Here is a 15,177-nt window from a genome sequence, read left to right on the forward strand (position 1 = left end):
TATGGTGCTTCAGGATATCCTGTTACTCATCAGGAAAATCATAGTGGGGATTATCATCTTCCTCATACCGCTGTCAGTGATCGGCCTGTTGTTATGGCTGGTAAAGTATTTATTGTCTAACTAAAAAAAAAGCGCATGAAAACACCTCTTGTCACTCAAAAACGCATACTGAGAGATGTGATCATCAGCATCTTTATCTATGCCTTGCCGATAGTATTGATGCTATTGTCATTTAAGATCTCCGGCCAGCGGCCATGGAAGGATAAGCCGGCAACAACGATTAACAAATAAAATCTAATGCATATGCTCGTACATATTGAAACCATTTTTCGCAATCTCAATGGATGGGGACTACCTGTCATCATGCTCCTCATTGGAGTGATCGAATTTGCTTATGGACTCTACGAAAATCACTGGACAAAGAATGAAAAGGTACTGGATATTGTATGCTTTGTAATACCTAAAATAATAGTAAGGCCTTTTGTCGCTTATATCGGTTTGTTGCTGTTCCCCCGTTTTTTGCCCGATGCAAAGAATGTGTTTGCCTGGGTGCCTTTCTGGTGGGGCTTTGCAATTATTGCGGTCGCAGACGACCTTACGCAGTATTGGTATCACAGGTTGCATCATCAGCTGCCGTGGTTATGGCGATTCCATCGTACACACCATTCCGCACCGTATATGGGGATGGCCATGGCAAGCCGGCAGAATATTATTTATACAATCTTCTTTTCTCAGATTTATCTCACAACAACATTGGTGTATCTGGGATTAGGCTACCCGGTCCTGTTTGTAACGGGGGTAAAGGCGCTGATCACAACCGGTGCACATTCGAGTATTAAATGGGATAAACCTTTTTATACGATAAAATGGCTGAAGCCAGTCGGCTGGGTCATGGAGCGGCTCATCTCAACACCAGCCACTCACCATGCGCATCATGCGGATACTTCGGATGATGGAGTCGGGTATTATAAAGGGAACTTTGGAAATATGTTTTTTATCTGGGATCTGATATTTGGTACAGGGATTATTACCCGGCAGTATCCCTCAGGTTACGGGATCAAACATTACAAGCAGGAAGAATGGTATGCCCAGTTCCTCTGGCCCATCTTCAAGTCTAAGAAGGAGGGAAGCGAACTGGCAGCAAATGGTCCTATGGTGGGAGATGCCCTGCCTGCTGAAGCGCCTGCTGTATAAGTTGCTGCCATACAAAAAATGCTGCTTTACCATCGGTAAAGCAGCATTTTTACATTTCCAGCCCGGGGGCCTGCAGTCCAAAAAATTAATATTAAATGTTACACCATCATTAGGGAAATCCCTTCACACTCCGTATTTTACATAATCAACCTCAAATTATGAAATCACTTAACCTTGACATCCATCAGCAATATGCCGAGATCTATGATGGAGACAACTGGGTAGGAGTAAGTTTCTGCAGTGCCATTGATGGAGTAACCCCCCAACTGGCTTTTCAGCAACCCCCAGGCCAACGTAATTCAATTGCAGCGATCGTTAAACACATGACTCATTGGAAACAATTCGTGATCCAGAAATTGCAAGGCAATGTATCCTTCGATGTAGACCAGGAAGATTCTCTTGATGTCACTGACCTGGCAGCGGACCCTGCCGCCGGTTGGAAAAAACTGCTGGAGGCCCAGGAAAATGTACACGAAGACCTGCTGGACGCACTCGATGACCTGAGCCCCGAAGATTTAGACACACCTGTTGGGGGAAGAGACTACGATATCAAATACCTCATTAACGGCGTCGCCCTGCACGACATGTACCATACCGGTCAGATCGAACTATTAAAGAAACAACTGCAAGCCCTCTGACCCTGTTTACTACCGTCATGGGAATAGCCACCCATAAAAACTTTCCCTCACATGTCCTGATTTTTTAAATACCTTTGCCCCGGAAGATAAAAAATTAGGAAAATGAACTTTAACCTGGACAAGATGCCGGAACGTACGCAGCGGCCCCGTTCTTACGGCATCACAATGGTAACTGACAAAGGACTTAGCCTGCAAGACACTAAAGACTTCTTAACCGTTGCATCACCGCATGTGGACATGGTCAAGCTCGCTTTCGGTACGGCTTATGTAACGCCAAACCTGAAGGAAAAAATAGACCTGTTTCATTCTCACCAGGTACCTGTCTACTTTGGTGGTTTACTGCTCGAAGCTTTTATCATCCGCAACCAGTTCGACGATTACCTCAATGTAGTTAAGGAATATGGTATCAAGTATTTTGAAGTATCTGACGGATCACTCAACATTCCACATGCTGAGAAATGCGGCTATATAGAAAAACTCGCGAAATTAGGCACTGTATTGAGTGAGGTAGGGTCCAAGGATAAAGATCGTGAGCACATCACACCTCCTTACAAATGGATTGAACTCATGAAAGCTGAAATGGATGCCGGTGCGTCGTACGTAATTGCGGAAGCAAGGGAGCAGGGGACTGTAGGGCTGTATCGTGATTCCGGTGAAGTAAGGGAAGGGCTGGTACAGGAGATCCTGACAAAGATCCCGGGTGAGCAGATCATTTGGGAAGCACCCCGCAAAGATCAACAGCTGTATTTTCTGCGTTTGGTAGGTTGCAATGCCAACCTGGGTAATATTTCTGCCAATGAGGTAATATCCCTCGAAGCGATGAGAGTCGGATTGAGAGGTGACAGCTTCCATTTCTACCTATAAACGAATTCGGGTGGCAGGATAAACCCCGCCACCCGAAATTGTATCTTATTTCAGCTATCAATACAGCTTTTCTGTGCCATCTATCGCAGAATGCCTTCTATCTCTTCCAGCTCTTCCACGGTATATCTTAAATTCTCCAGCGCACCCAGGTTATTATCCAGTTGCTCCACAGAACTGGCCCCGATTAATACTGTCGTAATTCTCCTGTCCTTCAGCAACCATGACAACGCCATCTGTGCCAGTGACTGACCTCTCCGTTGTGCAATCGCATGCAGCCTGTTGATCTTGTCCAGTTTATCCTGTGTGATCTGCTCCGCTTTCAGGAACCCGGTTGGCTTGCTCGCCCTGGATCCCTCCGGAATACCATGCAGGTATCTATCTGTAAGTAATCCCTGTGCCAGCGGTGAAAATGGAATACATCCCACACCGTTGTTCTCCAGTACATCCAATAACCCGTTCTCCACCCATCTTTCAAACATAGAATATCTTGGCTGATGGATCAGGCAGGGTGTACCCAGCGATTTCAATACTGCAAGTGCTGCCGTTGTTTGTTCCGCTGTGTAATTCGACAATCCTACATACAATGCCTTTCCTTGTCTTACAGCCGTATCCAGTGCCCCCATTGTTTCTTCAATCGGGGTCTCAGGATCCGGACGATGAGAATAGAAAATATCTACATAATCCAGCTGCATCCTTTTCAGGCTCTGATCCAGGCTGGACAACATATATTTCCTTGAACCCCATTCGCCGTAAGGTCCCGTCCACATATGGTAACCTGCCTTCGTTGAGATCAGTAGCTCATCTCTCAGATAGCCGGTGAAATCTTTCCTGAGTATGTTCCCAAAATTCTCTTCGGCAGAACCTGGCACAGGACCATAGTTGTTTGCCAGGTCAAAATGGGTAATGCCTCTGTCAAAGGCACGGCGTATAATCTTCCTGCCGTTTTCAAAAGTATCGATGGAACCAAAGTTGTGCCAAAGACCCAGTGATATGGCCGGGAGCTTGATGCCGCTTTTCCCGCAACGGTTATATTGCATGGAATCATACCGGTCACCAGCAGGTACATAAGCATTCATAGTCGTGAAAATTTAGAAGGCCCAAGATAGTGCTAATTAATTAATCTCTCAAGCCGGTTATCCGTTCCTTCAGCCATCCAACTGCTTCATAAGGCGATTGAAATTTCCGCAACTTCTGTGCACAAAATGCTAAAATCTGCAAACCCATCTGACCTTGCATCCCTTAAATTTATCATTATGAAAAAGATTTTCCTGTCAATCATGCTACTCCCTGCATTCGCCAGGGCTCAATCCTTACCGCCTTTTCAGCCCTCTGCTGCTGAAGAGAAAACGGCTTACCAGGCAGCCGCTCATCTCGATTCCATCATTCGTGGTAAAGCCTACAAAACTACTGTCAAACCACATTGGCAGGCTGATAACAAAACATTCTGGTATAAAAATTTACTGGCAGATAGCGCTGTCGAATTCATACTCGTCGATGCGGTGAAAGGTACAAAAGTACCTGCCTTCGATCACGTAAAAGTAGCTGCTGCATTGAAAAAATATGATGCCAGGCATCTTCCCATCACGGATATTATTATTGATAAACGTTCCTTGAAATTCGCTGTCAAAGATCAATGGTTTGAATATAAAAACGGCCAATGCATAACCATTGCAGCACCTGATCGCACCATCCCGCAAACCAACTTCCGCGAAATTCCCCGCTGGGCTTTTCACGATGACAATACCGCTTCTGACACCTCATCTCCCAACAAGGAGTGGATCACAACTATCCAGGACGGCAACGTATTTCTAAAATCATCAGGTGCTACAGATGCTATCCAACTCACCACCGATGGGAGCATTCATCAACCCTATGGTGCCCTGAAATGGTCTCCTGACAGTAAATACTTTGTCGGTTATCGCATCCGCCCCGAAGTAATAAAACCAATCCATCATTTGTTGTCCTCACTTCCTGATCAGACACGTGCACGCCTGGATACTGAAGAATATGCCCAACCCGGTGATCCCTTCACGTCCTTCGAAATGTTCATCTTTAATCCCTCGGATAAAAAGGTCACCAGGGTAAACACGCCGATCTATGATTTTCTGGGAAAGCCTTACCTGCGCTGGCGCAAAGACAATCCCCGCTATTTTACTTATGAAAAGGCAGATCGCGGTCACCAACGTTTTCGCATCATTGAAGTCGATGCCACCAATGGCTCTACCCGCGATCTTGTAGATGAAAAAACAAACACATTTATTTACGAATCCCGCATCTTCACGCACTATCTCGAAGCTACCAACGAAATTATCTGGTCTTCTGAAAAAGATGGCTGGTATCACTTATACTTAATTGATGCTATCAAAGGCTCGATTAAAAACGAAATCACCAAAGGGCCATATGTAGTACGTGATATTGACAGTGTGGACGAAAGTAAAAGAGAAATATGGTTCAAAGCCAGTGGTATGAACCCCGGCGAAGATCCCTACAATCTTCACTACTACCGTATTAATTTTGATGGGTCTCATCTTGTATCGCTCACCAAAGAAAACGCACAACATAACCTGAGCTTTTCTCCGGACAGGGCATATTACTTAGACACTTATTCCCGTCCTGACTTACCACCTGCCACTTCCTTACATCGTACCTCAGACGGTAAGCAGATCATGGAAGTAGAAAGGGCAGACCTGGGTGACTACTTTGCCACGGGTATCCGGCTTCCGGAAGTGTTCACGGCAAAAGCCCGCGACGGGCAGACCGACATATGGGGAGTCGTATGCCGTCCGCGCAACTTTGATAGTACCCGCCGATATCCCGTGATAGAAAACATTTATGCAGGACCACAAGATGCTTTCGTGCCAAAGACATTTATGACCTATAGTGAAATGCAGAGTCTCGCAGAAGTAGGTTTTATTGTTGTACAAATCGATGGAATGGGAACTGCGAACCGCTCCAAAGCATTTCATGATGTATGCTGGCAAAACCTGGCTGATGCCGGATTGCCTGATCGTATACGCTGGATCAAAGCACTCGCCGCGAAGTATCCTTATGTAGATACTACCCGTGTAGGTCTCTACGGCACTTCCGCCGGTGGTCAGAATGCTGCCGGCGCTTTACTGTTCCATCCTGAATTTTACAAAGCTGCTGTATCAGCCTGTGGTTGTCACGATAACAGGGTCGATAAGCAATGGTGGAATGAACAATGGATGGGATACCCCGTAGGACCGCATTATGCAGCACAGTCGAATGTAACCAATGCTGCAAAACTAAAAGGTAAACTCCTCCTCATCGTTGGCGAAGCAGATAGTAACGTGCCCCCGGAATCGACCTATCGCGTAGTGGATGCATTGATCAAAGCAAATAAAGACTTCGACCTGCTCGTCGTACCTGGTATGGGGCACAGTGATGGAGGACCTTATGGCAGAATGAAGAAGCGGGATTTCTTTGTCAGGAATTTATTGGGGGTGATGCCACCTGATAGAAACTGATGACATTCGCTGACCGGAATTTACCTGGCTGCAGCGATCCCTATAAACATACATCTCTTTTCTGCGGAAATGCCGGTATCTACCGGCATTTCATAATAATAAGTTAACCACGTTTTACATTTTTCTGACATATAACCTCCAATAACTTTCTTATTTTACAACGACCATTATCAAAGACAATATCCTCTGATAGCCTAAACCATGCCTTTAACATATCCTCCTATATTCATTAATCAACAATCCTTACATGAAGAAAAACCTACTCACCATTCTGATGTTGATCATTCTCTATGCCTGCCCTGCTTATAGTCAATTGCCATCGGCATTTGTACTCAAACAGTTATCCGGCAAGGATATCAACGAAGCCACTGCCTTGGCGCATGCTCCCGACGGCCGTATCTTTATCGCTGAACGTGGCGGTAATGTAAAAGTCTATCAAAACGGTACTGTGTCAACCGTACACACAGTATCAACCACTACCGCAAATGAACAGGGACTGTTAGGCATGACACTGCACCCGCAGTTTGCTACCAACGGTCAGTTCTACATCTTCTACACCAATGCAGCCAGCACTGTGCACTACCTGGACCGCGTCACCATCAACGCTGCCAACCAGGTCACCGGCACGACCCGCATTATGGAGTTTGATCCTATTATCAATGGCTTTCACAATGGTGGCGCTATCCTCTTTAAAGACAACTATCTGTATGTAGCCATCGGAGAAAGTAATGCACCCGCTGAAGCAACCAAACTAAACACCTATCGCGGAAAAATTCTTCGTCTCACCGACGACGGGCAACCGGCTCCCGGCAATCCTTATTACAACACACCCAATGCTTCCCGCCAGCAACGAAGTATCTGGGCCATCGGTATGCGCAACCCGTGGAAAATGGCGCTGGACCCGGTATCAGGAAAGATCTTTGTTGTCAACGTAGGCGGTAACTATGAAGAAATTGATGATGTAACGGCCCCGGATTCTACCAAACATTATAACTATGGTTGGGATGGGAAGGGACAATCAGGGCCGGAACAACCTGATTCTACTATCGCTCCTGTATTTGCTTATCCGCATGATGGATGGGGATGTGCTATCACTTCAGGAGTGTTCTTTAATCCGGTAAATACCAGATATCCGGCTGAGTACAAGAACCGTTTTTATTTTTCTGACTGGTGTTCCGATTGGTTGAAAAGTGTGGATGCTACTAACCCCGGTGCCGGTGCAACCACTTTTTCTACCACAAACTTCAGAAGCGTGCTGGGTACCAGCGTAGGCCTGGATGGTAATATCTATTTTGTCTATTATGGCAACGGGGGCTCTTTGTATCGCCTTGAATACGACACCACCCAATTGCCGGTGATTGTAAATCAGCCCCAGAGCCAGTCAATCGTAGCAGGCGACCCTGTTGAATTCTCTGTAACATCTTCAGGCGCCCTGCCATTAGCCTACCAGTGGCAGAAGAATGGTGTGAACATAGCGGGTGCAACTGCCAGTAAATTTGCAATAGCAGCAGTGGCAGCAGGTGACTCTGCTAATTACCGCTGTATAGTGAGCAATAGCGCAGGCAGAGATACCAGTGACAATGCAAAGTTGACAGTATTGCCGTTCAATGCCCGCCCTGTACCACACATCACTGCTCCATTATCTACACGCACCTGGAGTGTGGGCGATACCATTCGATTTGCCGGTACAGCTACCGATGCAGAAGATGGAACCATTCCAGCCAGTAAGTACCAGTGGGAAGTACGTTTCTATCACCAGGATGGTCCAAACAATATGCACTATCACCCAGGTCCCGGCGTACCTAATGGTGTTACCTCCGGTACTTTCATCGCCGACAATGGTGGCGAAACTTCTCCGAACGTATGGTTACGTATCCTGCTCACGGTAAGTGATTCTAAGGGACGCACCGGTATAGATTCAGTCGATATCATTCCTAATAAAGTAAACATCACCGCCGCCGCCAGCGTTCCTGGTTTACAACTCATTCTCGGCGCGCAGAGCACGGCGCCATTTACGAAGACGCTGGTAGTAAACACCCCGATTGCCCTGGAAGCGGTGACCCCCCAGGTGCTGAATGGCAGGTTCTATGAATTTGCATCCTGGAGTAATGGTGGCGCTGCCAGTCAAACGATCCGCGTGCCTAAGAAGGACAGTACGTTCACCGCTACTTACGCATTGGGTGCCAGTCTGCAGAATCCTTATTTCGCAACGCCTGCACCTATCCCAGGCAAGATCGAAATTGAAAACTTCGACCTTGGCGGAGAGGGCATTGCTTATCATGATAACTCTACCGGTAATGCAGGTGGCCAATACCGTACTACCGAAGATGTAGATCTTGAAAACTGTTCAGAAGGAGGCTTTAATATAGGATATGTAGCAGCGGGAGAGTGGCTGGAGTATACGATCGATGTAACAACTACTGCACAGTATACCTTATCTGTTCGGGTTGCGAATCCGGGTGCTGCCAAGTCTATGCACGTGGAGCTGGATGGTCAGAACATCTCCGGCAATATTACGGTACCAGCTACCGGTGGTTTCCAGGCATGGCAGACGGTTTCGGTGACTACCCCGGTATTAACGAAAGGCGTAAAGGTACTGCGCGTATCGCTGGATGCAACAGACTTCAATGTAAACTACCTCACGTTTGCACTGGCAGGTAGCATCGAAGGGCCTGTTGTGAGCCTGACTTCCCCTGCAAACAATACGACTTTCTCAGCAGGTGAAAATATCGAAATAGCTGCCTCCGTAACAGATGCTACAGCAGCAGTTACCAATGTAGAATTTTATCAGGGTACCACTAAGATAGGACAGGATGCAGATGCTCCTTATACTTTCACCTGGACCAATGTTCCGGCAGGTACCTACTCCCTCACTGCAAAAGCAACAGACATTGCCGGGCTTAATGCCACCTCTATACCCGTAAGCGTTACAGTGACTAACGGTAGCAGCAATAACCTGGCGCTGAATAAGACTGTAGTGGTGTCAGGTAATGAAAATGCGGTAACTATGCCTGGTTCGGCAGCAGTAGATGGTGACATGACCACCCGCTGGTCAAGTGCGTTCGAAGACCCTTCCTCAATCTATGTTGACCTGGGAGCAAGGTATAATATCAGTGAGGTGAAGATCACATGGGAAAATGCCAAGGGCAAAGACTACCTCATTCAGATAGCAGACACCATTGGCAACTGGAACAGGTTGAAGGCCGTTACGGGTAATAATGACCTGGTTAATGACCATACGGGTTTAACCGGAGCAGGTCGTTACCTGAGGATATATGGTACCGCCAGAACTACCGGCTACGGTTACTCTATATTCGAACTGGAAGTGTATGGCAACAGTGCCGCCAGAATAGCCAGTTTTGCCCAGCCAACAGCTGCTATAGCGCAGAAGGCTTTCAAAATTTACCCTAACCCGGTTTATAATTATCTTACTATCAGCGGACTGTCTGAAGATGGTCTCTTTACAATTGTGAATGTCGCAAATGGCCAGAATAGCTATCTGCGTTCAGAAGGTGGTAAAATTGATGTAAGCAACCTGATTCCGGGTACTTATATCATACAATTTAAAGAAGGTGAAAAGAAGATAAACAGGAAGTTTATTAAGTTGTAGCAAAAAATGATGGAGGTCAACGCTGACCTCCATCATTTCTATTTGGAAAAAAAGAGAACTTATAATTAAACAAATCTTTCTCAATACCACCTTTCCGGATTATCCATACAATACTGTTTCCACCGCTGAAGGCGGGCTCGCACAGATATCATACATTCTGAAAATAACTCGTCATATACTCACTCGGCGATTGCGTTGTCACCGTCTTAAACACCCTGTTAAAATTCGTTATACTATTGAATCCACACGTATACGCCACCGTGGCAATATTGTCAAATGCCCCATCGGTCAGCTTCTTGCACGCTTCATTAATCCTCACTTCATTTAAGAAAGAAACGAATGTATGCAACGTATGCTTCTTGAAAAACCTGCAGAATGCCTGTGGTGTCATATGTGCCTGTTTGGCCGCATCCTCCAGCGTAATCGGCTTATCATAATTCTGCATAATATAATTATAGATATTCCCGATCCTGATCCCCTCATGCTCAGTGACCATTTGAGTCTTCTGCGCAGTGGCCAGCGGAGTCATATCTGTGTAGCCGGACAACTGTTTGAGCAGATCAACAAACTGCAATAACTGATCCGTTCCACTACTATTTGTAATCTGCATCATCTTGCTCGATACCTCTGCTGTATAGGAAGGCGGTACCTTAAAACCTGACTGACTTTGTTGAATGAAATTCTTCAGCAACTTCGTCTCCGGTAAATTAAAGAGCGATGCCAATTCTCCATTCGGGTTAAAAAAGATGACCAATGCCACTATTTTCTTCCTGCTCTTCGGCTGAAAATAGGATGCCTCACTTTTAAAAATATGCGGTTGGTTGGCCCCCAGCCAGAAGATGTCATTTGGCCGGAAAGCATGCATGTTATTATCCGCTACCAGGGTGCCTTCTCCCTGCTGGATCCAGCTCATCTGGATCTCCTGGTGCCTGTGCAAATGAGGATAAAAAAAAGGCATTACATCTTTTTGAACAATGATCGATTTGTCCAGCGGAACAGGTATAGTAAACTGTAACACTTTCATCGTAAAGTAATTTTAAGTCACAGCAAGCAGGTACTTGCAAAAACGGTTTACAGGTAAAAAAGCAGAAATCCCTTCTTATGTGGCCCTATTTTAATGTTTTGGTTGATCCCTTCTATCAGGTAAAAATGAGTGTTAATGGCACAATTAAAATTTCGTCCTCTCAATATTACAGATTTTAACCCAAATTTCATAATATTAATCTTATACAGGTTAAAATCCGGGCAATGATGGATAAAATCCTGATTACCGTATTTTGCACTTATTAATAGTACAGTGTTTGAGCTCGTTGCAGGCCTGCCGCATACCTGTGCAAGATGTGGGTATCCGGGCAGGGCCGCAGTCGCAATCGCCCGTCAGTCAAAGAGGTTAAAATTCACTAATAATTGATTACTATTAGAGCGGCCCCCTTACATCGTAGTAGATATTTTTGAAAAAAAAACACACAGTCTATGGCTATTGAATGGAAAGGAATATTTCCTGCATTTACCACCAAGTTTACATCATCAGATGAATTAGACCTCCCTCTGTTTGGCAAGAATCTGGATGCACAGGTAGCAGCCGGTATTGACGGCGTTATCCTCGGCGGATCACTGGGCGAAGCCAGCACCATTAGCATCGCTGAAAAAGAAACCCTCACAAAATATGCGGTTGAAAAGGTAGCCGGAAAGATCCCGGTTGTACTGAATATTGCAGAAGGTGCTACCAGCGAAGCCGTGAAGCAGGCCGAAGCTGCCGCCAAATGGGGTGCAAAAGGGCTGATGCTGCTGCCGCCTATGCGCTATAAGAGCGATGAAAAAGAAACTGCTACCTTCTTCAAAACCGTAGCTGCTTCTACCGACCTGCCTATCATGATCTATAATAACCCTGTAGACTATAAGATTGAGGTTACATTGGACATTTTTGAACAGTTAGCCGCTTATCCCAACATACAGGCCGTTAAAGAATCTACCAGGGACGTCTCTAATGTAACCCGTATGATAAATCGATTTGGGGACCGTTTTAAAATACTTTGCGGTGTTGATACGTTAGCCATGGAAGAGATCATGCTCGGGGCAGATGGTTGGGTTGGAGGACTGGTATGTGCCTTCCCTGCAGAAACAGTGGCTATCTATCGCCTTACCAAAGCAGGCAGAATCGCAGAAGCGCTGACTATCTACCGCTGGTTCCTGCCTTTGCTCGAATTAGATTTACATCCTAAATTAGTACAATATATCAAGCTGGCTGAGCAGGCTGTAGGTCTCGGTTCCGAAGCTGTGAGAGCGCCACGCCTGCCACTGGAAGGTAAGGAGAGAGAACAGATCCTTGCGGTGATCAATAACGCACTTGCCAAAAGGCCACAGTTGCCCGTATATTAACATTTACAATATAATATCGCATGCAGATACAAAAGATTATGCAGCAGTCCGCACAGGCCTTTGAAACGTACAGACAGGTTACCCCTGCTGTACGTGCTGCATTCCTGGAAACCATCGCCACAGAACTTGAATCAAAGAGAGAAATAATGGTACAGACAGCCGGCGAAGAAACCAATCTGCCTGCCGCCCGTCTGAATGGTGAACTGACCCGCACCACTAACCAGTTGAAGCTATTTGCCGAACTGCTCCGCGAAGGCAGCTGGGTAGAAGCTGTTATTGACTCCGCCCGGCCTGAAGCGACACCTGCCAGACCTGATCTTCGCAGAATGTTATTGCCTGTTGGACCGGTTGTGGTGTTCGGCGCCAGCAATTTCCCTTTTGCGTTTTCTACCGCGGGGGGAGATACTGCCAGTGCCCTTGCTGCCGGTGCTACCGTGGTAGTAAAGGGGCATCCTGCTCATCCCCGGACTTCCTTACTGGCATACGAAGCCATTGCCAGCGCTATAGAAAAATCAGCATTGCCTGCCCATACCTTACAGCATGTAGCTGATGAAGGCTATGAAACAGGTAAGCAGTTAGTCATGGATCCGGCGACTACCGGAGTTGCATTTACCGGTTCTTTCAATGGTGGAAAAGCTTTGCTGCAATATGCTGCACAAAGGGAAACCCCCATTCCTGTCTTCGCTGAAATGGGCAGTGTGAACCCGGTTGTTTTTTATCCTGATGCATTGCTCACACAGGGAGCGCAATTGGCCCAGACTTTCGCAGCCAGCATCACACTTGGTATGGGACAGTTTTGTACCAACCCCGGTTTACTGCTCGGTATACAGAGCGATGCGCTGGACAACTTTGCGCATATGTTAGGTGGTGCTATCTCGGCCAGTGCACCTGCAAAGATGTTGCATACAGGCATCTATACTGCCTATACCAAAGGCAGGTCCAAAGTTCTTTCCCAGGAATGTGTAACCCTGGTAGGTCAGACACCTGAACCCGCAGAACTGGAAGCATGGCCTGCGGTAGCCCGTACTACCGGGGCGGAATTTTTACAACATCCACATCTCGCAGAAGAATTGTTTGGCCCCTACTCTTTACTGGTAGCATGCGCCGACGAAGAAGAACTGGAGAAGGTACTCAAAAGTCTAAAAGGACAACTTACCACAACAGTGGTAGGGACTGAAAAGGATACCACTATTTACAAATCACTGATCGCCTTGCAGGCCACGCTCGCAGGCAGGATCATACTGAATAATGCGCCTACCGGTGTGGAAGTCTGCGCTGCAATGGTGCATGGAGGCCCTTATCCGGCTACTACCGATAACCGCTTTACGAGTGTAGGTACCAGTGCTATTCGTCGCTGGGTACGCCCCGTATGTTTTCAGAACTTTACAGATAATATGTTGCCCGATGCATTAAAGAAATCAAATCCACTGGGAATATGGCGACTTGTCGATAACGAGTTTACCAGATAAAAAATACCTATGTCAGATCAACCAAAATCATTTAAACGTTCATTTGGCCTGCTTGATGCTACAATGATCGTAGCAGGATCTATGATCGGCTCCGGGATCTTTCTCGTGAGTGCAGATATTACCCGCAACGTAGGTTCGGCCGGCTGGCTGATACTGATATGGGTTATTACAGCAGTACTCACCATTACAGCGGCTGTGAGCTATGGCGAATTGAGTGCCATGTTTCCACATGCAGGCGGACAGTATGTATACCTGAAAGAAGCGTTTAACGACCTGACAGGGTTCCTGTTTGGCTGGAGTTTTTTTACGGTCATACAGGCTGGTACCATTGCAGCGGTGGGAGTGGCATTTGCAAGGTTCACGGCTTTCCGGTTCCCTGTTTTGAGTGAGACGAATATCCTGGCAGATCTGGGGTTTGTAAAAATCTCCGCTGCACAGGTTACGTCTATTTTGCTAATTGTCTTTCTCACATTTATAAATACACGTGGTGTGAGAGAAGGGAAGTTGATTCAGACAATCTTTACTTTGACCAAGATTGTTGCATTGCTGGCACTGATTATATTTGGCTGCTTTGCCGCAAGCAGACAGGTGTGGGATGCCAACTGGCAGAGTGGATTTGGATTTAATAAAATGGAGCCTTCACAACTGGTGTCTTATTCAGGATTCGCCGTGTTGGGTGCCATTGCTGCCAGTATGGTGGGGGGCTTGTTTAGTAGCGATAGCTGGAACAACGTGACTTTTATAGCCGGGGAGATCAAGAACCCTGAGCGGAATATCGGCCGCAGTTTGTTTTTCGGTACTTTATTGGTGACCACTATTTACATTGCTACAAACCTGATTTACCTGGCAGTGCTGCCCCTGCATGAAATCGCTTTTGCAGAAAATGACAGGGTAGGTGTGGCTGCTGCGGTAAAGATCTTTGGGAACAATGGAACGATGATCATTGCGGTATTATTGATGGTATCTACATTTGGATGTGTAAATGGATTGATCCTGTCTGGCGCACGTGTATGTTTTACGATGGCGAAAGATGGATTGTTCTTTAAACAAATGGGATTGCTGAATAAGAATGCAGTACCGGGCAAGGCATTGTGGAGTCAGTGTGCATGGGCTTCTTTGTTGTGCCTTAGTGGAAAATACGGACAGCTGCTGGATTATGTGATCTTCGTAGTGCTGATCTTTTACATTCTGACCATTACGGGGATCTTCAGATTGAGGCTTACCAGGCCTGAAATTGAAAGACCCTATAAGGCATTCGGATACCCGTTTATCCCGATGTTGTATATCATAGCAGCGACGATTATTTGTTTGTCTTTGCTGGTGTATAGATTCGGGAATACCTGGCCCGGGTTATTGATCGTGTTATTGGGAATCCCGGCTTATTATTTCTTTGGTAAAGGGAAAGTAGCAATTAACAAGGCATTGTCGTAGTAATCCTGCGGGAACGGATCAATTACAGCTAAGGCAGCATTGATCTGTTCCCGGCGGATTAGCCACATGTAAACATTCCCATATGTCCGGGTAGTTACAGGCAG

Annotated in this window: 12 protein-coding genes; 10 read left to right on the plus strand and 2 right to left on the minus strand. The window is 46.3% G+C overall.

What is annotated here, in order from left to right; all coding sequences use genetic code 11:
* Nucleotide 1: 1 nt before the first annotated feature.
* The 5 genes from ABDW33_RS25930 to ABDW33_RS25950 all read left to right on the plus strand — a co-directional run bounded on the left by ABDW33_RS25930 (nt 2) and on the right by ABDW33_RS25950 (nt 2,696).
* Nucleotides 2-124 carry a hypothetical protein gene (locus ABDW33_RS25930; RefSeq protein WP_343693016.1) on the plus strand — a complete coding sequence of 41 codons (123 nt, stop codon included), beginning with the start codon at nt 2-4 and terminating at the stop codon, nt 122-124.
* Between the two features lie 11 nt (nt 125-135).
* Nucleotides 136-291, plus strand: a complete 156-nt coding sequence (locus ABDW33_RS25935; RefSeq protein WP_343693017.1) for a hypothetical protein — start codon at nt 136-138, stop codon at nt 289-291.
* 12 nt (nt 292-303) lie between these two features.
* Entirely contained in the window at nt 304-1,194 is an 891-nt protein-coding gene (locus ABDW33_RS25940; protein WP_343693018.1) for a sterol desaturase family protein, read from the plus strand.
* Nucleotides 1,195-1,352: 158 nt separating this feature from the next.
* Complete coding sequence (locus ABDW33_RS25945; RefSeq protein ID WP_343693019.1) at nt 1,353-1,832, plus strand: DinB family protein; 480 nt, start codon at nt 1,353-1,355, stop codon at nt 1,830-1,832.
* A gap of 102 nt (nt 1,833-1,934) precedes the next feature.
* Entirely contained in the window at nt 1,935-2,696 is a 762-nt protein-coding gene (locus ABDW33_RS25950) for a phosphosulfolactate synthase (RefSeq protein ID WP_343693020.1), read from the plus strand.
* Between the two features lie 80 nt (nt 2,697-2,776).
* Here ABDW33_RS25950 and mgrA read toward each other — a convergent pair whose 3' ends face one another.
* Nucleotides 2,777-3,772 (minus strand): L-glyceraldehyde 3-phosphate reductase, encoded by a 996-nt coding sequence (mgrA, locus tag ABDW33_RS25955; RefSeq protein ID WP_343693021.1) that lies wholly within the window; start codon nt 3,770-3,772, stop codon nt 2,777-2,779.
* A gap of 177 nt (nt 3,773-3,949) precedes the next feature.
* On the opposite strand from mgrA, the gene ABDW33_RS25960 reads away from it, so the two are divergent.
* Nucleotides 3,950-6,184, plus strand: a complete 2,235-nt coding sequence (locus ABDW33_RS25960) for a prolyl oligopeptidase family serine peptidase (protein WP_343693022.1) — start codon at nt 3,950-3,952, stop codon at nt 6,182-6,184.
* Nucleotides 6,185-6,431: 247 nt separating this feature from the next.
* Nucleotides 6,432-9,794, plus strand: a complete 3,363-nt coding sequence (locus ABDW33_RS25965; protein WP_343693023.1) for a PQQ-dependent sugar dehydrogenase — start codon at nt 6,432-6,434, stop codon at nt 9,792-9,794.
* A 148-nt stretch (nt 9,795-9,942) separates the two neighbouring features.
* Here the strand turns inward: ABDW33_RS25965 and ABDW33_RS25970 are convergent, their stop codons facing one another.
* A complete protein-coding gene (locus tag ABDW33_RS25970; RefSeq protein WP_343693024.1) occupies nt 9,943-10,818 on the minus strand; it encodes an AraC family transcriptional regulator in 876 nt (291 codons plus the stop codon).
* Between the two features lie 449 nt (nt 10,819-11,267).
* Here ABDW33_RS25970 and ABDW33_RS25975 point away from each other — a divergent pair, with 449 nt between their 5' ends.
* Genes ABDW33_RS25975 through ABDW33_RS25985 form a run of 3 tightly spaced genes read left to right on the plus strand, consistent with a single transcriptional unit; the run spans nt 11,268 to nt 15,073 of the window.
* On the plus strand, nt 11,268-12,173 hold the full coding sequence (locus ABDW33_RS25975; protein ID WP_343693025.1) for a dihydrodipicolinate synthase family protein: 906 nt from the start codon (nt 11,268-11,270) through the stop codon (nt 12,171-12,173).
* Nucleotides 12,174-12,193: 20 nt separating this feature from the next.
* Nucleotides 12,194-13,642, plus strand: a complete 1,449-nt coding sequence (locus tag ABDW33_RS25980; RefSeq protein WP_343693026.1) for an aldehyde dehydrogenase (NADP(+)) — start codon at nt 12,194-12,196, stop codon at nt 13,640-13,642.
* A gap of 9 nt (nt 13,643-13,651) precedes the next feature.
* Nucleotides 13,652-15,073 (plus strand): amino acid permease, encoded by a 1,422-nt coding sequence (locus ABDW33_RS25985; protein WP_343693027.1) that lies wholly within the window; start codon nt 13,652-13,654, stop codon nt 15,071-15,073.
* Nucleotides 15,074-15,177 lie beyond the last annotated feature (104 nt).

This window comes from Chitinophaga sp., from assembly GCF_039596155.1.
Lineage (GTDB): Bacteria > Bacteroidota > Bacteroidia > Chitinophagales > Chitinophagaceae > Chitinophaga.

What these genes read in the sequence shown, in the direction of transcription:
- ABDW33_RS25930 (WP_343693016.1), top strand. Translation starts at nt 2, where the DNA reads ATGGTGCTTCAGGATATCCTGTTACTCATCAGGAAAATCATAGTGGGG.
- ABDW33_RS25935 (WP_343693017.1), top strand. Translation starts at nt 136, where the DNA reads ATGAAAACACCTCTTGTCACTCAAAAACGCATACTGAGAGATGTGATC.
- ABDW33_RS25940 (WP_343693018.1), top strand. Translation starts at nt 304, where the DNA reads ATGCTCGTACATATTGAAACCATTTTTCGCAATCTCAATGGATGGGGA.
- ABDW33_RS25945 (WP_343693019.1), top strand. Translation starts at nt 1,353, where the DNA reads ATGAAATCACTTAACCTTGACATCCATCAGCAATATGCCGAGATCTAT.
- ABDW33_RS25950 (WP_343693020.1), top strand. Translation starts at nt 1,935, where the DNA reads ATGAACTTTAACCTGGACAAGATGCCGGAACGTACGCAGCGGCCCCGT.
- mgrA (WP_343693021.1), bottom strand. Translation starts at nt 3,772, where the DNA reads ATGAATGCTTATGTACCTGCTGGTGACCGGTATGATTCCATGCAATAT.
- ABDW33_RS25960 (WP_343693022.1), top strand. Translation starts at nt 3,950, where the DNA reads ATGAAAAAGATTTTCCTGTCAATCATGCTACTCCCTGCATTCGCCAGG.
- ABDW33_RS25965 (WP_343693023.1), top strand. Translation starts at nt 6,432, where the DNA reads ATGAAGAAAAACCTACTCACCATTCTGATGTTGATCATTCTCTATGCC.
- ABDW33_RS25970 (WP_343693024.1), bottom strand. Translation starts at nt 10,818, where the DNA reads ATGAAAGTGTTACAGTTTACTATACCTGTTCCGCTGGACAAATCGATC.
- ABDW33_RS25975 (WP_343693025.1), top strand. Translation starts at nt 11,268, where the DNA reads ATGGCTATTGAATGGAAAGGAATATTTCCTGCATTTACCACCAAGTTT.
- ABDW33_RS25980 (WP_343693026.1), top strand. Translation starts at nt 12,194, where the DNA reads ATGCAGATACAAAAGATTATGCAGCAGTCCGCACAGGCCTTTGAAACG.
- ABDW33_RS25985 (WP_343693027.1), top strand. Translation starts at nt 13,652, where the DNA reads ATGTCAGATCAACCAAAATCATTTAAACGTTCATTTGGCCTGCTTGAT.